The organism is Paenibacillus sp. 01T443 (assembly GCF_056398325.1).
Map to the genome: position 1 here is coordinate 36,593 of NZ_JBFTPE010000005.1, position 23,385 is coordinate 59,977.

The 23,385-nt window shown below is 44.8% G+C and carries 14 protein-coding genes and 1 pseudogene; 1 reads left to right on the plus strand and 14 read right to left on the minus strand.

Annotated elements, in window-relative coordinates; translation table 11 throughout:
* From AC1DLI_RS07880 to AC1DLI_RS07910, 7 genes are all read right to left on the minus strand, one after another.
* Positions 1-3,354 (minus strand): sigma factor-like helix-turn-helix DNA-binding protein, encoded by a 3,354-nt coding sequence (locus tag AC1DLI_RS07880; RefSeq protein WP_477601249.1) that lies wholly within the window; start codon positions 3,352-3,354, stop codon positions 1-3.
* 682 nt (positions 3,355-4,036) lie between these two features.
* On the minus strand, positions 4,037-4,768 hold the full coding sequence (locus AC1DLI_RS07885) for a restriction endonuclease (RefSeq protein WP_477601251.1): 732 nt from the start codon (positions 4,766-4,768) through the stop codon (positions 4,037-4,039).
* Between the two features lie 23 nt (positions 4,769-4,791).
* Positions 4,792-5,010: a hypothetical protein gene (locus tag AC1DLI_RS07890; RefSeq protein ID WP_477601253.1), complete on the minus strand. Its 219-nt coding sequence runs from the start codon at positions 5,008-5,010 to the stop codon at positions 4,792-4,794.
* Between the two features lie 60 nt (positions 5,011-5,070).
* On the minus strand, positions 5,071-5,952 hold the full coding sequence (locus AC1DLI_RS07895) for a glycerol kinase (protein ID WP_477601255.1): 882 nt from the start codon (positions 5,950-5,952) through the stop codon (positions 5,071-5,073).
* A 710-nt stretch (positions 5,953-6,662) separates the two neighbouring features.
* On the minus strand, positions 6,663-8,384 hold the full coding sequence (locus tag AC1DLI_RS07900) for a restriction endonuclease (RefSeq protein ID WP_477601257.1): 1,722 nt from the start codon (positions 8,382-8,384) through the stop codon (positions 6,663-6,665).
* 181 nt (positions 8,385-8,565) lie between these two features.
* Positions 8,566-9,459 (minus strand): hypothetical protein, encoded by an 894-nt coding sequence (locus AC1DLI_RS07905; protein ID WP_477601259.1) that lies wholly within the window; start codon positions 9,457-9,459, stop codon positions 8,566-8,568.
* Between the two features lie 380 nt (positions 9,460-9,839).
* The gene (locus AC1DLI_RS07910) at positions 9,840-11,693 is read right to left on the minus strand and encodes an ATP-dependent nuclease (protein WP_477601261.1); all 1,854 of its coding nucleotides are present in this window, start codon (positions 11,691-11,693) and stop codon (positions 9,840-9,842) included.
* A 249-nt stretch (positions 11,694-11,942) separates the two neighbouring features.
* On the opposite strand from AC1DLI_RS07910, the gene AC1DLI_RS07915 reads away from it, so the two are divergent.
* Positions 11,943-12,878: a hypothetical protein gene (locus tag AC1DLI_RS07915; protein WP_477601263.1), complete on the plus strand. Its 936-nt coding sequence runs from the start codon at positions 11,943-11,945 to the stop codon at positions 12,876-12,878.
* 948 nt (positions 12,879-13,826) lie between these two features.
* Here the strand turns inward: AC1DLI_RS07915 and gntK are convergent.
* From gntK to AC1DLI_RS07950, 7 genes and pseudogenes are all read right to left on the minus strand, one after another.
* Positions 13,827-15,278, minus strand: a pseudogene (gntK, locus tag AC1DLI_RS07920) (gluconokinase); the annotation flags it as partial.
* A 4-nt stretch (positions 15,279-15,282) separates the two neighbouring features.
* A complete protein-coding gene (locus AC1DLI_RS07925) occupies positions 15,283-16,629 on the minus strand; it encodes a GntP family permease (RefSeq protein WP_477601265.1) in 1,347 nt (448 codons plus the stop codon).
* 79 nt (positions 16,630-16,708) lie between these two features.
* Positions 16,709-18,325 (minus strand): response regulator, encoded by a 1,617-nt coding sequence (locus tag AC1DLI_RS07930; RefSeq protein WP_477601267.1) that lies wholly within the window; start codon positions 18,323-18,325, stop codon positions 16,709-16,711.
* On the minus strand, positions 18,300-20,135 hold the full coding sequence (locus AC1DLI_RS07935) for a sensor histidine kinase (RefSeq protein WP_477601269.1): 1,836 nt from the start codon (positions 20,133-20,135) through the stop codon (positions 18,300-18,302). The genes AC1DLI_RS07930 and AC1DLI_RS07935 overlap by 26 nt, the downstream gene beginning before the upstream one ends.
* Entirely contained in the window at positions 20,095-21,414 is a 1,320-nt protein-coding gene (locus AC1DLI_RS07940; RefSeq protein ID WP_477601271.1) for an ABC transporter substrate-binding protein, read from the minus strand. The genes AC1DLI_RS07935 and AC1DLI_RS07940 overlap by 41 nt, the downstream gene beginning before the upstream one ends.
* A 210-nt stretch (positions 21,415-21,624) precedes the next feature.
* Positions 21,625-22,443, minus strand: coding sequence for a carbohydrate ABC transporter permease (locus AC1DLI_RS07945; RefSeq protein ID WP_477601273.1), 819 nt, complete (start codon positions 22,441-22,443; stop codon positions 21,625-21,627).
* Positions 22,436-23,320 carry a carbohydrate ABC transporter permease gene (locus AC1DLI_RS07950; RefSeq protein ID WP_477601275.1) on the minus strand — a complete coding sequence of 295 codons (885 nt, stop codon included), beginning with the start codon at positions 23,318-23,320 and terminating at the stop codon, positions 22,436-22,438. The genes AC1DLI_RS07945 and AC1DLI_RS07950 overlap by 8 nt, the downstream gene beginning before the upstream one ends.
* Positions 23,321-23,385 lie beyond the last annotated feature (65 nt).

Here is a 23,385-nt window from a genome sequence, read left to right on the forward strand (position 1 = left end):
TCACCCCTTCATCTGCAGGCGGTACAACTCCTGCGTCATGATTTCTAGAGAGGGAGTCGTCACGTATGGCACGTCTTCGTCCGCCCCATCGTTGAAGTACATTTTGCTCATGTTCCGGGTTATGAGGTTCAGCTCCTGGAGCCGCTTTTCCATTTTGCCGATAGAAGTTGCCCCGCCGAATTCCTTGATCAGCACGTGGTTGATGAGATCCTGTTCGTTAGCAATGCCCGTCGGATTGTCGTCCCGGATAACGACGCGCCCCGTTATGCCTAGAATTTCAAAACGCTCTTCTGTTTTCAACAGCGAAATCATCAGCACCTGTGTCCAGGTAATGTCGTGGTCCAGCTTCGGAAGTCGCGATTCGACGCCGGTCCCATGGATAAAAGCATCCATATCGAGGCACTCCTGCCCCTGACCCTGAAGCGTATCGAACGCCTCGTCGATGAGTGAGAGGAACGCAGCCTGCTTCTCCTCCGTGATGCCGATCGTGTCCCGGTGCACGAAGGCGAGCGCCATGTCGTTTTTGGATTCGTATGTGATGAGTTTGTCCGAATTGTATACGAGATTGTTCCACCCAATACTCTGAAAATAGCTCTCTAGCTCGCTCCGGTAAAACACCCGCTCACCGCTCAACATATGGTTTTCAAGCAGCGCCATCCGCGAACGCCGGGTCGATGCCAATTCTTCCTCCGCCGGGTCGAACAGGCCGAGCTTGGGAAAAATGTAAAAGCTGAACACTTCTGGATACTCCCGGTCCAACAGGTAGTACAGGATATGGTATGAATCGACGCCCGCCAGTTTCATAACGGCACGGTTGACAATTTTGATAGAGACGACGGAGCCGACGGACTCCAGCTTGCGGACGAGCCAGTTTTTGACGGACTCGAGCCCTTCTTCGTTCACCTGAAGGTTCTCGATATGGATGTACTCCTCGTAACCGGCACGAATAATCTGGTCGCCCATCCGCTGCTCGATGTGGTACGTCTGCCAGCCCAGCTGGTCCTTGAACAGGTCGAGCATCTCTCTACGGCTCACTTTTCGTTTCTGAGCCTTCATATACTCCTGGAACATTTGTGTCAGGGGCTGCCGGGCCGCTTCCAATCCGCCTTTAAGGCAGATCCGCGGCGCTTTGACGAAGTCGAAAAACTCCTGCCCATGCAGCCGGAAGCACGTGTAGAGCGAGTACGCGTTTGTGATACCGATGTTGGCGAGTTCTTTTTGAAAATGCCAGAGCGTGCGGGTCAGACGTATCTGCGGTGCATTGCTATCCTTTAGCAACTGCACGGTCCACGCCATCATCGGCTCGATGTCTTCGAATTTCACTTTTACGGAAGAACGTGGAGTGTAATAGCCGTTGTCCCAGATGAGGACGTCCTCTTCGTTGCGCAGAAGGCTCGCGTAAATGCTCCGGTCGTAGCTACCAGCAAACTTGTCAGGGTAGATCGCAAGCATCTTGTCAGTGAACCGTTGCGAATCCTTGATGATGGCCAGCCCATCTGGGAAATAAGCCTCAAAAACTGCCCATGTCAAGTCCTTTTTGCTTCCGTCCGCGGCAAAATAAATCGACTCGTACATGAGAAAACGGCTTGGAATGACCGTCTCCTCCACGAATGTGGGGCTTAGATGGGAGGTCGGATTTTTTTTGAAATAATCCTTGATTTTCTCCCGGAGTCTGATAGGATGGTACCACCGTCGCTCGCTGAACAAATAAGCGACGAAAACCCCGATCTCCTCCTGAATCCGCGCTTGCTCTCCTACCAAAAACGCATGATATTCGGTGCTGTATACGATTCCGATGTCGCATTTTTTGATAATGTTCGCGAGCACCACTTCTTCCGCTTCGCTCAGCTCGATCGGGCTGTTCAGAATTTCCTCGATTGCCACCAGATTGTACTTTCCACTGACCGATTCGTAGAGCGTAAACACCATCGGCATGTGGCGGAACATGAGCTGTTCGAAGCCTCTATTCTCGATTTGGCGGATGCGCTCACGTGTGATGCCTTTTTCATCCGCAATTTCCTGCAACGTCCATTCCCTGCCAAGGGGTCCTTTATTGACCCGTTTGTAGAGAATGTCCCATACATTCGCCTCCAACATTTCGGGGTGGCAGTTGCGGTTCTCGGCGATGGCGGACAGGTCGGAACAAAACCGTTCCCACAACACGGGCAGCGGCGTGTCGGTCTCTTCCCCGTCCAGGTTGATCTCCAATACCTCGAACACGTGGAGCAGGCTTTTCATGCGGGTTCCTTTTTTCCAGAGCCGTTCGAGCAGTTCGGTTTTTGTGAAGCTGGCGAGTTCTCCCCATGTCTGGATGCCCAGGTGATGGAGCCGTTCGGCGACATCCGGGTACGACGTCTGCTTCGTGATGACGGTCACGAATAGATCGACGCGTATGTCGAAAAGTAGTGCGGGCACGTGGACATGCTTCTCTGGCTGGACGGCGGGTGCCAGGTTGTCAGTGGTCGTCGTGTGCGGGCTTGCGTCGCCGTTCCCCTCTATTTCCGCCAGCAACTCCAGCTTAAATTTGTTGATTTTACCTGGGCCGATCTGGGGCTTGGCGCGAAAATAGTCCGCCAGCCGTTCCGGCAGCTGCCCGTACGTCGTCAGGCCGTCCGCGAGCAGGCAGTTAATGTTGCGCAGTACGGAGCTGGAGAACACGGTCTCGACTTTGCACGATAGCATACCGGGCGGAATTTTTATCGCCATGTCGTCGAAGTGCACGGTTTTGGAAGTGATTTCGGTCTCCCAGACCGGTTTGGCGGATGGGGCAGAGACCATGCCGGGTTCCATCAAAGTACTGGAGCCGGCGGATGTAGTAAAGGAGTCCGAAGCGATGACTGTCGTCTGGTCATTTCCCTCAATTATATCGACGAGCTTTTCAACAATACGGAAATGCTGCTCTTGTAGCTCTTCCATCAAGGACTCATACCAGAAGGGCAGGTTAAGCTTTTCCAGATGATACTCAAGCGTAGGAAGATGCAGGAAAGAAAAATCCGCTGCGGTTCGCAGGCCGAAACCCGTCAAAAACGACGAAAGAAACCGTTCGGTTTTGTATGTAAAAACCACTTCGGTATCGGCTGGGTCGGTCCCGTCGTAAGAGAGGAACGGGCCTTGATTGAGGTTGAGGGACGAATATGGTTCCAGTTTTCCTGTATACCGGACACCGAGAAAACCCAGAATCCGTACGACATTGTAAAACATCTCAGCATTTTCTCTATGGAGCAGCCGGAGATTTTCTTCCGTTATCTGGCTAAAGGTAGTTAAACCGTTTTTTTTGACGAAGTAAAGCACGTCCGGGTTTGAGTTGCTGATGATGCGTTTCACCAGACAAGGGTGGATGCTGATTGCGTTCATGGCGCACCTCGTGTTTCGCAAGCAAGATTAGAATTCAATCTACAATTTCTACATATGTTTCCAGGAATCCTTTATTAATATATGATGATTTTTTTAATGTGTAATGGTAATTTTATTATAAAGATGAACATCTATTAGGAGATTCTTTTGCTTCAAAGCGTTGTGCAGAGCTTCATAGCTCTCAGGCTTCATCATCCACCCTCTATAAATCACGGTTTCCAGCTCGTACGCATATCGTACAACATTCTGGAATTCGCCCATATAAAATAATTTAAGAATTGAACAACTAGGGGAGGGGGTTCTTAACATCATCCCCCGAAATAAGAACGCCAGCTTGGTTTGATACCAATTCATCTATGTGTATAAGTCGCGAATCATTGTTTCCTAAGTAAAAGATAATACATTGACACAAATAGAGATGAGTCATCCAGCCGCTTGGTTGAGCGGTAACCTTCGATTGAAAGACTCTTTATATTCATCAATAATAGATAGAATTAAGACCATTTTGTAGGATTTTTGTCGGCTCCGAAATATCAAAGCTAGCTCTTGTGGCAGTGTCATATTATTTCGCTCCAAACTATCAGATAGACTTTTTTGCTTTTTCTACATATTGGGCTTAAATCAAGTCAAGGGGTCTTTTACTGACTTTGAGTGAATCTTCGGTGAAAATGACGGAAAATGTCTATATTGATCTTGTATGCCTACATTTAGGAAATGATGTACAACCCCAGAATTCATTTCCTTCTCTGCTCTTTCTTTTGATCATTGGAGCTCCACACGTGCAAGTAGAGTCGGATGACACAGCTAGTTGGTTTTGAGCTGACTGTAATTCAGAAATTGTGGGTTTCACTGTTTTCGGTATTTTCTTAGACTCCTTATTCCCCGGTTTCCATTTGCCCCATGATTTTAGTTTTTGTTCTATTATTCCTCCGTGCCAATAATCAACTTTAAACTGCTCTGCCTCTGTTCTGGCTGGCCCGGTTAGATCCGATGTTGTGATTAGAAGAGTCAGAATACAATCATGGTTTCGCTTAGCTCCGACCAATTCTCGTACAACTTTTACGTCAACTAAATTGTGATTTGCATAACATTTGGCCTGTACCGCTGTTTTCTCACCTCTCTGATCGATGATGTCTACACCACCATCTCTACCACCAATACCGACTTCATGAACCGTAAATCCTTGATCTCGGAAATAGAGGGCGAGTAATCGTTCAAATTCAGCACCAGACATACTTTCTAATGAACTGTTTAAAATTTCTTGGTCCGGTCTACTTTGCTTTGAATGCTGTCGTTGGGATTTAACACTGTTATTTGATTTTCGATTTACTTTCTTTTTCTGTTTCTTTTTACTTGGAATTAAACGTGTAACAACGCCAATCGTGACTATCAAGATAAACATGACGATAATCATAGTTGTTACATTCCAAGAAGCAACTATGCTTTTATTTTTTCATATTGATTTGCACAGGTCATTAAAATATAAGCAGATCCAGCAAACCCAACTAAGTTCGCAAGCTTTTCTGGTATCCAAGGGCTGAGAAATCGGTAATACAACACTGCTCCCAGAAATAAGAAGAAGAGGATGCACATGAATATAAAGATTAATGGAGCTAATAAACTTTGATTCATTGATTGAGCGAGTTCGTTATTCAACGGAAATACCCCTTCTTAAGTAAAGTTATATAAGATCAATAAGTATTTAATATATTATTCTTAGTACGCTTGAATTCCAAACTTTAAAAGTTTCTTGGGTAATAGATCATCAAGGTTCTGGATATCACTATCAACAAGTTCTATTAAGTTAAATCCATATTTTGAATAAACCTTTATCTTTTCTTTTTTTCTTTCTACATATCTTTCATCGTTCTCAAGACCCCAAAACTCAATATAGACTTTTCCAACTGGAAGATAGAAATCACAATAGACCTCTTCTTCCACTGGTAATCTCCGTTCATAGGCATGGACGATCTCAGACATATACAGCCAATTATCAATTAACATTTCTGCACGAGAACGAACATAGTGACCATCGGCTGCACGATGCTTTGCCTCAAACTTATCACGAAAATTAGAACTAGAAGGCTGCTTATCTTCTTTAATATCTTCCGCCGGTGTTCCTTGAACAGACTGGAAGGTTTCGAGAAGCCTTTTGTTTGTCAGAATACTTGAATCCCAACAAACATAAGGGACTCCCGTTTGCTCATATTCAAATTGTTTTCCACCTAGGCTTTCTCCAAGCTTTGTTACGATCCAACCTTTTACATTTTTTTGAACCATTCCTAGCTCTGATAAGATTGGGTTAATTCTAAATTTTGAAATATTAAAATGCTTACTCAGTGTAATTGCACTTAATAATTTATCAGAACCACCAATCTCTGAAAGATATTCTTTTATCTTTCCATCCCACGCTATATAGGTACCATGCTGAGGATGGCTCTTCATTGTTCCGCCCAACTCAACACCTTTATTGGTTAATACCCAAGCCTCATTTTCTCTTTGAATGCATCCTGCGTCCGTTAAAGATTGAAATAGGTGCTTTGCTTGTAACCCCAGTTCTTTTGCTAATGCTGTCGTTGATATTTGTTTCTCGCTCATCTGATCCTCCTAGTTGATTGACTCTTCCAATTCAATTAAAATGTTGTGGCTATTTCTACTTCTCATAGTCTAGTTTCATTACTTTCAGTTAGGATTGCTTGGGACTAACTGAAATGAATTGTGGAGTCAATTTCTTAAGTACCTGGTATCTCTATAAGTCGGAAATAATTACCTTTGGTAGATTTCGACAAAATAGTACAATAGTCCTTCTTCGAGGACAATTGATTCTCAATTCTCTATAGCAATAGTTTGAAATGAAAAAGACGCTGCTATAATCTAGCATACGTCTCAACCTTATTCTCCATCTAGCCTTCTAAATGTCCTTTGTCTTTGCTCTGCACACGAAATAAAGACTGAGCGTGTACCTGATGCATTCAAATTTCCTTTTGTCTATTAAACCCTCAATTGGCATTTTTAATACACTTTGAATATTAGACGATTTAATAGACTGAAACAATGACCAATCAAGGGTATTTTAATCTGATGTATATAAAGTCTAAAAAACGATCGTTTTTTAGACTGATACGATAGCTGGAAATGTTATAGAAATAATAAATTGACAGAGCATAGTAAATAGACATCTATTTTTTGATGTCAACAATCCGTCTACAATTTTAGGACACAGAAAAACCCAGCCCTCATTCGGACTGGGTTTTCATGGTGGAGGCGAGCCATGGCTTGTGCAAAACCACAATTCGCCGATGCTATGTTTAGTTGTTCTCGGCCAGTATTTTCTTTGCTTCTCGTATATCAATTTTCGCGTGATGTCCATGCTTGCTTAATAGGTGCAATAAATTAGAACCGTTCAACAAAGTGATAGGTTTACCCTTTGCAAATTCGTATGCGTCTGGTCCGTAATCAGCTGTCGAAACAAGAATCCCTTTGGTGGCTCCCTCGTTTAATACTGTTCCGTATAAGTCCCTAACAGCCGATACGCTTACAGTATTCGTGTACCGTTTGGCTTGTATAACTATTTTCCCACCCCGGATTGGGTCCGGATCGAATGCTACGACATCTACACCACCATCTTTGCTCGCTTGCGTTACTTTTACTTCTCCACCATTAGATGCAAACTCTTTTTCGAAAAGTTCGCGAATAAGATGTTCGAAATCCTCCCAGTTCATTGCCGCAAGATTCGTTGACTGATCTAACTGGTTTGCTACCTCATAGCTTTCGACAAACCTTCTATCTGCTTTGTTAATCTGAAGTATAGGTTGAATGGGCGTTAGCGAGCTTAACTTACTACTTGCTACACCTTTAAAATTTTTAAAACAAGTTTTCGGATCAACATTCGCCAGATCGACAGCCAAAAATTCATTTTTCTTTATTTGGATTGTGAGAATGCAGTTATTTTCTTCTTTACCCGTTGCTTTGTTTATGGCTTTAACCCAACCGTTAAACGAAATGGCTTCAATCGCATTTGCCACGTCTGCCTCAAAAATCTCATGAAGGGTTCGTAGTGTTATTTTATACATGGCTTCATCAAACATCTTCTGCAACTGTATTCCAGATATATGTCCTTCCTTAAGTTCGTTCTTGGTTGCAATATATCTCACTTCTTTGAGCGTTGGAAAACAATAGATCGACGGCAACTGGTATTCGACAATTAATATTTTGTTTTCCGGATTATATTCCAATTCATAACTCTTGGGAAACGACTCCGGATATTTTGAATTGTATAGAACCATGTCGCAATATTCCACAATAGAGTCTGGATTTTGATTGAGATAAGAGTCCTTCATTATTTCAATTTTTCTGTTGAATTCTTCTTCTTGCTTATCAAATTCATTCTTTCTCTTTGTCCATTCCTCGACTTCATTGTTCCAATTACTGGTTTCCAATTCAAATTCCTGTTCCAACAATAGGTTAAATGTGTCTACTTCAGCTTTTTGTTCCTCCCAATTCAAAAGTAATGCATCATACCGATTTTCATACACTTTTATTGCTGTTTCTCTTTTCGATTTAAATAATTTCTCAACAAAAGATAAAACAATAGGCTCTTTATTAGGTTGCTCTGGATATTCTTTTTTCAACTTGGGAATTGGTTGAACAGGTGAATTTTCCGAGAAACTCTCTTTCTTTTTTAAACTCTCCCAGTTAACTGTATCATTAATACTTAATGTATGAATCAACAATATCTCGATTTCTTTAAGTGCCTCTTCAGCTTCTTCGGTTCTCAGAATAGCTTCTTCTTTATTCGCTTCTTTTTCTGCGTGGTTTTTTCGTTTCGTTTCGGCAACATCCCATTTTTCAATCCATTTTTCAGTTTGCAGTTTCACTTTATTCTGAAGAATATCCAACTCGAGAGCGGATACAATTTTATGTTCTTTTAATCCATCATGATACATTTCAAGTGAATACTTCAATATGCGGGTCCCCGAAGAATTCCAGTGCGCTTCGGCCTTACTTACTGTGATATACTTACTACCCATAATAACCCCCAAAAATTAGATATAATAATTGATAATTGATTCTCTTACAAATAGAAGCACAATAAATATATGTTTGAATTATGCTCGCATGCAGCCCCAAATTATAGTATGTATAAGGCTATGCTTTTCCTTATAGTTGTGGGAGGTGAGTTCATTCCATATGTACTTAACAGCAGGATGATTATTCTGATTCCCTAAGTCTTTTAACTATGTTCTCCTTTTCCTTTAATTGACCATATCCAAGTGAATTATAATACTTGATATGTTTTTCAGTTGCTTCAAGAGCTAATTTAAAAGCATTATCTCCAAAATCATTTTTGATATTTTTCAGAAAATATTCTGTTCCATAATTACTCATTGTCCGACGATATTCCTTACCTTCTATCATAGCTAAAAAATCACCAATAATATCTTGTGCAGAACCCTCATTCATTCCAGTGATTTTTGATACTTCTGTCTTCCCTTCATTTCTTGTTAATTCTCCTGAATAAACTCTCTTAGCATATATGTATGCGAATTCTACCATCTCGTTAGTGATTTTCGTCCTCTTACTTAAAATGAATAGATGCTTGTTTTCCATTAACACATTCATTATCTCACCCCATATTTCAACAACGTCATTATTCACAACAAAGACTTTACCATGAGAATTGCTAGCATCGGTTTTCATTTGAGCGAAATTCCCTCTGAAATCACTTGAGTATGTATCAGGATAAGCAATTTTGTTGCTGCACCTTTCAGCTAATGCTTCAACTGTAACGGTTCCCATTTCTTCCTCGAGTTCAAAATAGGCTTTTATTATCCTATGATTATTTTGTTGAGGTTTACGAGCCCAAGTTGGAATTTTCCGATTAGCTTTCGCAAAATTACTGTCCTCATCGTTCAGATAACTACTTCTAACAGTAGGTTGTACATTAAAAGCTTTGGAAGCCTTCGAGAAACTATCTGAAACGTATTGAATTATCAAACGTGTAAATAGATCATCTGAATTGTCCTTATTCAGTTTTAACGCAAGTTCAAATGTTTCAGCTAACTCGGGGTCTAAGCTGAAGCTAATTGTTTTATCTTTAGCCATAAGGAAACCTCCTTCATTTTATATTATTATAGTAATTCGGTATATGTAATATGTAAATACATATTTTCATATTTGCACATCTATTTTATTGTAAAACAAGAAAAGCCGTCACAGGGACGGCTTTATGGCCTTACGTTGGATGTATCGACAGCCTACCCCATTTATGACCGTATTATTGATGTAAACAACTTATTTTACCATTTTAATCTATGCGTTTGCAGGCGATGTCAGCTACACTGGTACTACCCCATCTAGGGAGGATCTCAAAACGGAAAAAACCGTACGCCAAACAATTCATTACATGAAAAAACCGGACCCTTACTGTTAAGGAAATCCGGTTTTATAATAGCAGCTCAGAACGAAATTCAACTAATTAACTTTTAATTAGAAGTAATATCATCTCCGGCCGCAACTAAATCTTGACTCGTAAAAACAGAGACAAACTCCTCTAATTGAGCAATGCTTATCCATTGAAGAGCCCCATAAGGTGGTTCCTTGCTGTGATCAAGCAGAGCCTCAAGAAGTGACTCAACTTTTTTGAATGCACTGCTATTTTGCTGAAGGTTCAAAATTGCGTTGTAGGGTTTCTCATTACAGACTTCTTCCCCAAAATAAGCCTTCTCAAAATTTCCCAATGAAGCTAAAAGCCTCACCTTTGATGTCTCTGGTCGATCGGTTACAACATTATATATCTTCTCATTAAGAGCCCAAGCTGGATTTTTAATTAGTTTACCTTTTCGCATTGTAGTTGGGGTATCACTATCATGTAAAACGGAATAACTGGATCCGAAGTGATTAAGTATTTTGATCAAAGATACAATAGTCGCCTTACCTCTTGCCCTAATAATATGTACATCATTATACATCCCCGGTTTTGAAGCAATAATATGTTTTAACGCTGTATACTCAGTATCACCCTCGACAATAATACATCGCCCTCCAAAAAAGAACTCTGCAACATATGGGTCAAAGATATTCAACAGCTTTAAGCGTGCTCGGTCTTCATTGTCTAATTTTGCCCTTTCTGGACGAAACACAGTTGTTCCTGAAATTTCCCCATCTATTTGTTCAACTCTTATTATTGTCGTGTTATCTCGAGAGACGTCAATAAAAGCAGGCGAGTGTGTTGTGACCATAACTTGCCAATTACCAGTGTTGGGTAAATCATATAGTACTCGGCATGCTTCCCTTACTGCAGTAGGATGAAGGCATAATTCTGGTTCATCTAGCAAAAGCACATGTGGTCGAATTGTCCCGTTCTCAGGTAATTCTTTCTTTGCACCTTTTTTTGCTGTTTTTGCTATATTAGATTCTGCAATCATTCTTAGAGCACTCCATAATAATGTGCGCCGTGCCCCACTTCCTTGACGATCTAGTGTGCTTAAATGACCACCGTTAGCATAGCCCATTTTCAGCTGAGCGTTGTTAAGTTTGTTAAATAAATTAAGGTCATTTTCTACATCTTCTTCAGTTCGAGGATCGAATTTGACTACATAACCAGGAAATACCTCACTCAGCAATCCTGAGACCTGTAGTTCTATTTTCTCAATATGAGTGTTAGATTCAATAACCACTTGCTGTCTTAACGTTGTTATCGTTCTGAGAAGTTGTTTGTACTGAGATTCTTCCTCTGACTGTTCTTGAACACTTTTCACTCTCTCTTTAATAACATCTGACAGCAACTTAACAATAGCATCCGTCTGAATTTTTGGATCTGAAAAAGCATCAACACGATGTGGTTTAGGGCGATAGGAATTAGCTATATTTGCAGCCCCCCAAGGAACACCATCATCAGCCCACATTCCCTTGTCTATATCGTATCCTTGCCGCTTAGGAGGGCCGGGTGAAGACCATGTCCACTTCTCAATTACTATCTTCTCAAGTGTAATGGGGTCTATCGAAATCCATCTTGATCCTGGAGCATTATCATGAACAATTGTGTGTAGCTCTATTTCGGGGTTTGCATCATTTTTAATAATACCTCCGGGGAAATCATCCAGCAAAAGTATAGCTTCATTAGAGCCTTCCGACATCGCAACTTCGTATGCACGTAGGATAGAACTCTTACCCACGTTATTTGGACCAACTAGAACCACAATCTTATCCAACTCAATTGTAACAGGCTTATTGCCTATCGCCCGAAAATTTCTAATAACTAATTGTTTTAGCCGTGGCCGTGAAGTTACAACTTCTTCAAAAGTTCCTAACTGATTATTAATATCTAGCACCTCCATTTATGGAATAGTCTTTTTAACATAATAATTCAACATACTTCCGCTTGTTTCCTTTATGTGGAATTAAACATTACTCCCAATAACTTAATAAGGCTGCCGAATCGTTTCCGTGGCAGCCAAGGTCTATAAAATAAGAAGGAAATATCACCCATATGGCGAATAGTGATGAGGTGGTTTCGTTTTCTGAAAGTGATGTTACTCCAGATCAAAGTGGATCATCTATATTGTACTAAGTAAAGGGGCGAGACCATGGGGTACGTTGAAGAATTATCGAACCTAGAAATGCGAAACCTAATTCTTGAGGTGCTGGCATACGAGGGAAAAGATATTGATGCAGAAGGAAAGACGTTTAAAGATTACGGATATCAGGGAACACAATCCGATTTATACCGCTTGTTAGACGGGTTGTTGATTGTAAAAAAGATCAAACCCGAAAATGAAAAGATAAAGATTCATGCGGCAGCATGGGGCGGCAGCGGATTTACTTTATTTGAAGGGTCAACGACTAATCTCAAGCGTTCGGAAATTCTAAAGTTATATCAGGAGTTTCATAACTTGATATTGCAGGGTGTAATCGCCCCCGGCGCTTACGGCAATTACGGTGATGATCTTCCGTATTTCCATGTCACGGAGTATGGCAAAGAGTGCATTAAACAGATAGACGTACTTCCTTATGATGAGGGCGGATACCTGACAAAACTAAAAACCATCCAAGGCATGGACGATTGGATCACTTTTTATGTGACAGAAGCGCTGAAATGTTTCAATGCTAACTGCGTAAATTCTTCAATGATCAACATCGGACTTGCCGGAGAAGTCATTATTGAACATTTGGTCGATAATTATGGTAGTTTCTTGAACAAAAAGATTCCGTTGCTTCAAACTAAATACCTAAGGGAATTGTCTAGTAACTGGGGTATATCTGCAAAGTACGACACGTATCTCAGTTATCGGAAGAAATACATTGACGCGACTGGCGACCCCGAAGTTAAAAAGCTAGCAGCTTCTCTCGACAAATCCAGCTCAACCATCTATGCGACCTACACAAGGCTAACACGAAACTCTGTCACGCATCCGAATGAAATCATCATGGATCGTATGAAGGTATTGATGTTCTTCATCACATTTGTTGATTACTGTGAAATGCAATACAAATTTATAAATCACTACAAGAACAATAGCTGAGTGATGCGTGTCAGGATCATTCCAAGACATCTGATCACTGTTTATCTGTGCTGTTAGAAAGTAAGCTACATCTTTAGGACCTTTCCCCCTCAATAGACGAAGGCAAAAGCTACAACATATGGTTATGACCCTCTTTAAAAACTTGGTGCGAAAACTGAATCCCTTTCTTTTGGGCCAAAAACACAGCTTGGAGGCAGTTTTGGCTCCCATCGGAAAGTTGTGCGAAAGATCCTCGAGTAACCACAATTAACTGTTTTCGTTCCCATTCTTTGTCCTTCTGACTAGCAGAGGGGTTTCGGCAAGCTTTCTCGCTTCAACGACTGATTTCGCAAGGACTTTTATGACCAAATCGCAAAAAGTCGACCCCATCCGCCAAACCGGCGGATGGAATTTTGTTTCTTGTTGTGTGTCCCAGTCGAGTCCTAAATGCCGGCATCCCGCACTTCAGCATTAATAATATTCCAAGCTTGTACACGGCTAATCGGCTTATCATCATCCGTGAAGGAAACAAGATAGAATTCACTTTCAAGCTATCAGTATGTGTTTTCATCAACTTAACAGATTGTGTATTTTGTTAATTTCATTCTTCTAGCTGTACACCACTTTTATACAAAAAAAGTTCTTGAAGATACTACGAAACCTATTTACCGATGCTTTCGGGTTTCTAGCCCTTTTCATACTTAGTCTCATAGCCTGCATCAACCTGACGATCATTAAACACATCGGAGCAAAACAATACCCTCATAAACAAGCACCTCGCCATACGATCTTTTTAATAATCGTACCACATTCTGGAACTCACCTATATAAAATGATTTAAGAATTGAACAACTAGGGGGAGGGGGTAGTCGTCAGACTATAAAAACAAGAAGCTATGCTCTCGCAAAGCTTCAAATGACTTACTATGCTTTTGACTGTTGACGTTTTAGAAAATATTTCACTGCAAAGCTATAACCATTTTTTCTGAAAGGCTGCAATATGCCTATACTCCTCAGTAAGCAACCGTGACAGACGTACATACATGCGGCTCACTTCCTGATAAACCGGCCTATTTTCTTTATTAGGCATATGCCGATGGGAGCCCCCTACCATGTTCGAGACGGCATGGAGCGAATCGATTTCGCCAAGGCTGTACAGCCCTAGAATAGCCGCGCCCAAACATGAGCTTTCCACGCTGACCGGGACATGCACCTCTTGGTCGAAAATATCCGCCATCATTTGACGCCACAATACCGATTTGGCAAAGCCGCCTGTAGCCTGTATTTTTGTCGGCTGGCCGATGAGCTCCTCCAGGGCCATATACACCGTGAATAAATTAATAATCACACCTTCCATGACGGAACGGATCATGTGTTCCTTCCTGTGGTGAAGACCTAGCCCGAAGAAGGAACCGCGGGCATTGGCATCCCACAAAGGGGCTCTCTCTCCTGCGAGGTAAGGATGGAACAACAATCCTCCGGCACCAGGCTTCACACGCGAAGCGATTTCAGTAAGAAGCTCATACGGGTCCTTGCCCAGCCGGGCAGCCTCTTCCACTTCCTCGGAACAGAAATGGTCGCGAAACCACCGGAAAATCATGCCGCCATTATTGACGGGCCCTCCGATAACCCAATGGTTCTCCGTCAGTGCGTAACAAAATGTCCTTCCTTTCGGATCCGTAACCGGCCGATCTGTAACTGTACGGATTGCGCCGCTTGTCCCTATCGTTACTGCCACGGTACCTGGATCGATCGCGTCGACGCCAAGATTGGAGAGAACGCCGTCGCTTGCACCGACAACAAAAGGCATCGAAGCGGAGAGCTGCATTTCAGCCGCCCAATGCTCATCCATTCCCTCCAAACGGAAGGTTGTAGGCACCGGCTCCGACAGTCTGTCCGGCGTAACGCCGGCAACATTCAGAGCTTCCTCATCCCAGCTCAACGTTTCGAGAGCAAACATTCCGGTTGCGGAAGCAATGGAATAATCGACTACGTACCGCTTGAACAGCTTATGGAATACGTACTCTTTGATGGATATGAATTTATGTGTCTGGGCAAAAAGCTCCGGTTCCTCATGCCGTAACCACGTCAGCTTGGATAACGGAGACATCGGATGAAGCGGCGTACCGGTGCGCAGGTAAATCTGATGGCCGTTCATCTCGTTTCGAATGCGCTCCGTCCAGCCCGCACTGCGATTATCCGCCCAAGTGATGCATTTGGAGAGCGGATTTCCTTGGGCATCCACGGCGATCACGCTGTGCATAGCAGAGCTGAAGGAAACGCATAGCACATTGTCCGAATCCGTACCGCTTTTCAGCAGCGTGTGCTTGATTGTGCCGATAACCGCACGGAAGATTTCGTCAGGATCCTGCTCCGCGATCGCGGGCTTCGGCGAGTAAAGCGGATATTCAATCGAATGGGTGATATTAAACGAATAAGTTTAACGTAAGGATAAACGCAAGCGCTGCAACGGAAATAATCGTCTCTAAGGCCGTCCATGTCATAAGCGTTTCCTTGACCGTCATGCCGAAGTATTCCTTAATGAGCCAAAACCCGGAGTCATTGACATGGGATAAAATGAGTGAACCAGCGCCGGTAGCTAATACAAGCAGCTCGACATTTACACCCGGCACAATAGCCGCGATCGGAGCGACAATACCTGCTGCCGTCATCATCGAGACGGTGGCCGAGCCTGTAGCGACACGGATCATGGCCGCGATTCCCCAGCCGAGAAGAATTGGCGATAGGTGTGAGGCAGTGGCAATCTCCGCGATATAATCGCCGATGCCCGAATCGAGCAGCACCCGGTTAAATGCGCCGCCGGCACCGATGACGAGCAAGATTGTAGCCGTAGGCGCCAAGCAATCGTTCGTAAATTTGAGAATACGGTCACGGCTCATGCCGCGGAAGAAGCCGAGACTGAAAAAGGAATAGATAGTAGCGATAAGCAGCGCGACGATCGGGTCACCGACAAATTTGCATGCCTGAAACAGGATTGTGCCTTTCTCCAGAGCCAAATCCGCGATCGAGGCGATGAGCATGAGAAATACAGGAACCAGAATCGTGAATAACGTATTGAAGAAACCAGGCAGATTATTCGTATCACCATTCTCCGTCAACTGATCTCCCATTTCCTTAGGGACGGATTTATGGATCCGGTTGCCGATCCATTTGCCATACAACGGACCTGCGAGAATAGCGGTCGGAAGCCCGACAATGAGGGAATACAAAATGGTTCTGCCTACATCTGCGTCGAAAATACCCACCGCTGCCATCGCAGCCGGATGAGGAGGAACAAGTCCGTGCACAACCGATAAGCCGGCGACAAGTGGCACACCGATTTTGACAAGCGATACGCCAGTTTGTCTGGCAATCGTAAATACAAGCGGAATGAGCAGAACGAAGCCGACTTGGAAAAATACCGGAATGCCGACGAGAAATGCGACGAACATCATTGCCCAATGGACATTTTTCTCACCGAAAAGACGGATTAGCGTCCGGGCGATGCGTTCAGCGCCACCGGATTCCGCCATCATTTTACCCAGCATGGTGCCAAGTGCAAGCACGACGGCCAGGAAACCGAGCGTATTGCCCATACCCGTTTTGATTGAATCAATGATACCCGTATGATCTTCGGTAGTGAACAAAGGCATACCGGCAGCAAGCCCGGTACCGATCGCCGTGACGATGAGGGCGACAAAAGGATTCAGCTTCACAACCGTAATCAGAAGCAGCAGCACCACAATGGCTGCTAGAACGATAAATAATAACACAAGTAAACCTCCCAAAAAAGTATGATTTATTTACAGGTACAGGCCATTACAGCCGCATACCGCCAATACAAAAATGGTCTTAAGAGAATCGATCTCTGTATTCCTGAGGGGTCATGCCGAATTTTTTTTTGAAAGCATAGTTAAAGGAATGCGGACGCTGATAGCCAAGGCTAGCAGCGATTTCAAAAATTTTGACTGCGCTGTGCTTCAAAAGATACTCCGCCTGGTTCATGCGCACACGCTGCACATATTCACTTAAATTTTCTCCGGTTTCCAGCTTATACACCTTCGAAACATAGACCGGATGAAGATACACATGACCGGCGATCGATTGCAACGAAACATCCTGCTGGACGTTTTGTTCAATAAAAGCATGGATTTCCTGGATCAGGTTCGTCCTTGAATCCTTCGTCTCGCGGTCCATGTCTTCGCGGATCCTGTGCAGCGTCCTGAGCGACCATTCGCGAAGCTGATTCACGGAACGAAACGGAAGACCCTCGGTCATTTTTCCGTACTCAGCCCCTAGCAATTCCGATAAATGCCTTCCGTTTTTATGCGCGATATACGAATAGGCGGAAGCGATCGTGAAGTAAATCTCAAGGAGATGCTCCTGCGAACCGGGCTCCATATCCTCCATGTCGTCAAAAATCATCCGAAGCTTCTCTTCGATGTCACTCCACCTGACTGCCTCCAGCAAATGAATCAATGCCGGCGGTTCGTAGAGGCTTTTCAGAGACCCAATCCCCTCTTCCGAACGATCGTCTTCCAGCCGCATAAACAGCTCCTGCTCGCTTCCGATCCGTTTGCGGAATGCTCCAATCGAACGACTGTACAGCGCTGCCAAATCATAAGGGAAACGCCCGTTATGACAGACCATGACGGAGATTTTACCCTTTAGATACGTACCCACCGCCGTTTGCAGAGCAGCCGCAGTACGCTCGAACCAAACCGTGTCGTTATTCTCAACTGCCTCTCGTTTTACCGTCATCGCAAAAACGAGATAATCATGAGCATCCTTGGCATACCATATCGCATATCGCCCGCCGAACAGTTCTTCGACCATATTACCGATTGCATATTCCTTCCAGGATAGATCTTGAAGATCAGACTGGAGAAACAGTTCGTCCAAACGTACAACCATTAACGAAAAAGATTGCCATTCGTAATCGGAAAGCTCCAGCATCTTCATTTTGTCATGCAGGGCTGCTGTCTCCAATCTTCGGCCCTGAAGCAGCTCAAGGAGCAAATTCGTCCTCAGCAAAGGGAGGTTTTCTTTAAAAGTATAAGTCAGCCTCTGATTAGAGATGACTTCCTCCCATTCCAATTCCAGCTTGGCAAGAACCCGCTCGACTGTGGCCAGCAAATCCTCTTCTTTTACAGGCTTCAACAAGTAATCCTCGGTCTGGTACAGAATGGCCTCTTTGGCGTAATTGAAATCCGAGTACCCGGACAATAATATGCATTTTGTTTTGGGCCAGAGCCGGCGGATCTCCGCGATTAATTGCAAGCCCGACATGCCTGGCATTTTAATATCCGTGATGACGATATCGATGGAAAATTGCCTGAGGAACGTGAGGGCCTCAAGTCCGGAATAGGCCTTAAAAACCAGCTCTACGCCAATAGCCTTCCAGTCGATCGTGGTGGAGAACCGGTCAACGACATGAGCCTCGTCATCCACGATCAATAGTTGAGTCATGCTCTCCCTCCTTTTCCAGCCTGGTTTTCGCAAAGCTGCTCGTCCGGTTCCATGTCAGAACGGCTTCCAGCCCTCCGCCTGGCGCTGGTCTGAACGATAATCCCGAGCCTTCGCCAAATTGATATTGTAAACGCCGGTGTACGTTCCACGTCCCGCATCCGAGCTCATCGGTCATCGGTTCATTCAGTTGAATCATCAGCTGGCGCAGCCTGGACTCAGACAACCCCGCTCCGTTATCGGCTATGGTAATCCGGTTCCACCTGTCATTCTGCTCGCCTGTTATCGTAATAATGCCGCCCTCCACCTGATGCTCAATCCCGTGAACGATGGCATTTTCGACCAATGGCTGAAGCAGGAGGCGCGGTACAGGCTCATCCATCATTTCTTCAGGGACGGTTATGGTGAATGCCAGACGCTGCATCCGCAAATGATGGATATTCAGGTAGTGACGTACCAAATCGAGCTCATCCCGAAGGGTAACCTGCTGATTCTCCACCCTTGAAGTGTACCGGTAATACTCAGCCAAGTTTTCGGCCATTGCGATTACCGCATCGCGATCCTCCAGCATGGCGGAATTGATAACAAAGAACAGCGAATTATACAGAAAATGCGGGTTTATTTGAGACTGCAGCTGCTTTAGCGTTGCTTCGCGGGACCGCAGCTTCTCCGTATAAACATCCTCGATCAAGACCTGAATGCGGCCGGCCATTTCATTGTATGGCCTGATTAAATCATCAAATTCGTTCTTTGCTTCATATTCAATACGCGAGGATAAATCCCCCCGGCTCATCCGCTTCACGCCTCTGATCATTTTTCGGATCGGAATCTGGACGTTACGGTAAAGCAGAAACGAAGCAATGACACCGATCATAAGCAGAAAGGCGATTGAACCGTAGAACCAATTGCGTGCCGTTGTAATGGGAGACAAGATCCTTTGGACCGGAACATAATCCACCAAATACCAGCCCAGCTGGCGTGACTTTACATAACTAACCAAATACGATTGATTGTTGATTGCAGTCGTTTCTTGGCCTGCATCCGTCAAGGACCTGCTCAGCACATTCCGGATAATCTGATCTTCGATCAGCAAGTCAGGCGTGCTATTCCGAATCGGCTGGTAATCCGGATGATACAGGAAGGGATCACTGAGCTTATCCTTCCGGTAAATATCCAGCAGGTCCGTAATGGTCTCCACCGGGAAACGGACCTGAAATACCGCATCAGCTTGTCCTACGGTTGCCGCATTGGCGGGTTCGCTAGTCTCCCGGATAAAGGTGCCGATCGTTGAGCCACGGGAATAATCCTCACCATAGACCCATGTCTTCCGGATGGGACCGTCCCAATCCCACTTCCCGATACCGTTAACATAAATATTAGAGGACAGCACCTTCTTGCCTTTCGGCATTGCGATCGTCAAATCATTGCTCCAGCTGCTGGATACGCTTTGAAGGCTCAATTTTTCCGTTATGCGGGATTGTGCCTTTAACAGGTTGCCGGCCGCCTCGCCGGTTCCCCCGATAAAATCCCGGATGTGCGGGTCGTAGCTTAAGATAACCGGAAATAGGGACAAATTTTCAATGTTCGAATCCATCCGGTTCAAGAAAAACGATAATTCATTCAAATTGGAAGAGCGGAGCTGCTTCTCTACTACACTTCCCGCAATCCGGTTGGAGTAGCTGTATAAGAACAGAACGGGGATAAGCAGCAGAATGATCGTAATGATGATCTTGCCGAATATCGATATCCTGTAACGTATGACGATCACCTTCTCATTCCGCTTCTTTATCCAATATCGCTTGCAGCGCGGCATTTGCTTTGTCCGCCGCCTGTTGAAGATCGGGAGCACCCGTTATCACGCGTTGAACGATTTCTCCGACGGTTTCCCGTGCCTCCGCCACGTTGACGACGGTAGGACGGTCGTGGTCTACACCGCCGACGCCGTATTGTTTGATAACCTCGACCATCTCTTTCGGGAACCCTTCCGTACCCCCTTGCATGTTCCAAACGGAATTACGGGCACCCGGATTCCCTTTGCGCTGCGTTTGAAGCACGATCTCTTTACTGGTCGCCCACCGGATAAAAGCCCACGCTGCTTCTTTGTCAACGGCTCTTGGATTCATGGCCAATCCCCAGGATGTGATATTGTAGGTCCTCGATCCGCTTCTACCGGCGGGGAAGGACGCAAATCCGATATGCTCGGCGATATTGGAACGCGCCGGATCACTTGCGCTTTTATAGATTGCATTTGCATCCGTATAAAAGGCGGCTTTGCCTTCGGCAAAAAATGCGCTCGCTTGCGGCCAGGACATGTTGATTACGCCCGGAGGCCCGTAATCTCTTAGAAGGCTTCCATATAGGCTGAAAGCTCTCATCGCTTCCGGCGTATTAATGGTCGCTTTCTGCCCGTTCGTGAAATCGCCGCCCTCGGAATACAGAAAAGACGAAACCTGAGTGACCAAAGGAGAACGCTGGCCCCTTGCGATAAAACCGTAAACTCCGTTGCCCGGATCATGCAGCTTCCGGACAGCGGATACAAGCTCCTCGATCGTATCCGGCACCGGAATTCCAGCCTTCTGCAAAAGATCTTTCCGGTAGTATAAGATTCCCTGCTCCGTAATGACCGGAATACCGGCAAGCTTTCTATCTACGGTTGCGGAGCGGATGGCTGCGGCTGAAAAATCGGTGTACGCGTACTCAGCGTCCTTTCGAGCATAGTCATCGAGCGGCTCCAGCCAACCGTTTTTATAAAAAAGCTTCCCTTCCTGCAATGGGCGGTACATAAATACATCGGGCGTTTCGGAACCCGTTGTCAGCTGCAGCGTAAGCTTCTGGGTCAGCTGGTCCTCGAAATATCCTTGAACGATCACGTTCATGCCCGTTGCGGCTTCAAATTCGGGAAGGAGCGGCCTGATCGCATCCGCCCAAGGATGATTAGCCGTTACCAGCGTTATGGTTTTACCTTGAAATGGCTGCGCTAACTCTCCCCTTTTATCTCCGGAATAGGAAATGCCTGTACACCCTGACGTCAAAACGGAAACCAATAGAGCCCAGATTACCGTAAGCATACAGAGTCTGCGAAATCGCTTCATAGATATGTCCTCCTTGTCGCGATTCGATAATCATAACATTACCTGAGCACGTATGTTTCTGCTATAACTAATACTTAACATCCATAACCATTCGTAAAGTAAATAAACATTAGACGTTAAACTTTTGACATTTCCTATATTTTGAAAAAAGGTTGTCCCTCCGGCAGAAAAATATGCCAAAGGAACAACCTTAATTCATACAAAGGGCGTCTAGCCCTTCACGGCGCCGGCCGCCAAACCGCTGACGACATAACGCTGTGCAAGCAGTGCGATTATGAGTACGGGAAGGGTGATAATACATGCTGCAGCCATTAGCCCGCCCCAATTGATTTCCGAATAGGACATGAAATTGAATACCGCCACCGGAAGCGGCTTCGTTTTATCACCGGCAAGAATGATGGAAAACATAAAGTTATTCCATGAGAAAATGAACGAAAGCAGGGACGACGTAATAATACCAGGGCCGGAAATCGGTAAAATGATTCGCATAAAAACTTGATGACGCGTACAACCGTCAATCAAACCCGATTCCTCGATTTCGGTAGGAAGCGCTTCGAAGAAAGAAATCATGATCCAAATAATGAATGGCAGTCCCACGAGCATATGACTGAGCATCAAAGACGGGAATGTGTCTATCAGCTCAAGCTTCGAAAATAGGATAAACCAGGGGATCAAGAAGGTGATTCCGGGAATAATCCGGGCTACGAGAATGACAAGCCCTAACTTGTGAAGGTTATGTCTGGCGATTGCGTAAGCGGCCGGCAGCCCAAGCAGCAGGGCGAATAGCGTCGATCCAAGCGCGACTACGAAACTATTGAAAATGTATTTCAGAAAATCATATTCCTTGAATACATCCGTGTAATTGTTCATCGTAGGCTTAAACACAAACAGCTGATCCGTCGACATGATTTGCCCCTGCGTTTTGAAAGAAGCCAGCAGCATCCAGAAGAAAGGAAAGGCGAATAATAGCAGCACCATAATGGTTAAACCGCCGAAAATCAGATTTGATGCCTTCTTTTGCTTATTCATGACGCCCCTCCATTCTTTTGCGCATCCAGATCATTACGATCGTCAACCCCATGACCAACGCGAAGAATAGGACAAGAAGCGAGGATGCCATCCCCAGCTTAAAGTATTGAAAACCTAATACATAACCGTAAATGTTCAACGTCTCGGTAGCCAGATTAGGCCCGCCCTGCGTTGTCGCATAAATAATATCAAATGTTTTTAATACATCGATCAAGCGCAGCATCGCAGCAACCATAATTGTTGGCTTTAATAGCGGCAGCGTAATCGAAATGAACTTTCTCCATCTGCCTGCCCCGTCGACGTCAGCTGCTTCATAGGGGTCGGTTGGAATCGTAGCCAGCCCTGCCATGATAATCAGGGCGATCATCGGCGTCCACTGCCAGACGTCAACAACAATGAGCGAAGAAATGGCCTGATCGGGGGAAGCGAGCCACAGCTGCGGCTTCAGTCCGACTGCTTTCAATATCATGTTGGCCGCGCCGATCGTCGGCTCATAAATCAACTGCCATACCAGCCCCATCGCAACCGGGGTAGCCACCATAGGCAGAAGGAAGACCGTTTTCACCATATTTTTACCTCGGAAATCCCGGGTAAGCAGTAAAGCAATCGCAACCCCTAACACAACTTCAACAGCAAGCGCCGCAACCGTAAAATACATCGTGGAGCGTGCCGCCCCCCAGAACCGGGTATCCTTCAAAAGCGTCATGTAGTTGTCGAGCCCAACCCACTTTGGAGGCGTAATGGCTGACATACTCCACTCAAAGAAGCTTATCCGTACGGTATACAGAATTGGGAATACCATCATGACTAACACGAATATTACTGCAGGCATCGTATAGATCCATTTTAAATTTCGATCAAACCAGTTGTACTGCATATGGAACTCCCCTTCCCCCCAGATCAAAATCATAAATCAAAAGGGCCACGGAATGACCCTTTTGA

Bases quoted from the DNA above. Each gene is read 5' to 3' on its own strand.
- AC1DLI_RS07880 (WP_477601249.1), bottom strand. From the start codon at position 3,354: ATGAACGCAATCAGCATCCACCCTTGTCTGGTGAAACGCATCATCAGC.
- AC1DLI_RS07885 (WP_477601251.1), bottom strand. From the start codon at position 4,768: ATGATTATCGTCATGTTTATCTTGATAGTCACGATTGGCGTTGTTACA.
- AC1DLI_RS07895 (WP_477601255.1), bottom strand. From the start codon at position 5,952: ATGAGCGAGAAACAAATATCAACGACAGCATTAGCAAAAGAACTGGGG.
- AC1DLI_RS07900 (WP_477601257.1), bottom strand. From the start codon at position 8,384: ATGGGTAGTAAGTATATCACAGTAAGTAAGGCCGAAGCGCACTGGAAT.
- AC1DLI_RS07905 (WP_477601259.1), bottom strand. From the start codon at position 9,459: ATGGCTAAAGATAAAACAATTAGCTTCAGCTTAGACCCCGAGTTAGCT.
- AC1DLI_RS07910 (WP_477601261.1), bottom strand. From the start codon at position 11,693: ATGGAGGTGCTAGATATTAATAATCAGTTAGGAACTTTTGAAGAAGTT.
- AC1DLI_RS07915 (WP_477601263.1), top strand. From the start codon at position 11,943: ATGGGGTACGTTGAAGAATTATCGAACCTAGAAATGCGAAACCTAATT.
- AC1DLI_RS07930 (WP_477601267.1), bottom strand. From the start codon at position 18,325: ATGACTCAACTATTGATCGTGGATGACGAGGCTCATGTCGTTGACCGG.
- AC1DLI_RS07935 (WP_477601269.1), bottom strand. From the start codon at position 20,135: ATGCCGCGCTGCAAGCGATATTGGATAAAGAAGCGGAATGAGAAGGTG.
- AC1DLI_RS07940 (WP_477601271.1), bottom strand. From the start codon at position 21,414: ATGAAGCGATTTCGCAGACTCTGTATGCTTACGGTAATCTGGGCTCTA.
- AC1DLI_RS07945 (WP_477601273.1), bottom strand. From the start codon at position 22,443: ATGAATAAGCAAAAGAAGGCATCAAATCTGATTTTCGGCGGTTTAACC.
- AC1DLI_RS07950 (WP_477601275.1), bottom strand. From the start codon at position 23,320: ATGCAGTACAACTGGTTTGATCGAAATTTAAAATGGATCTATACGATG.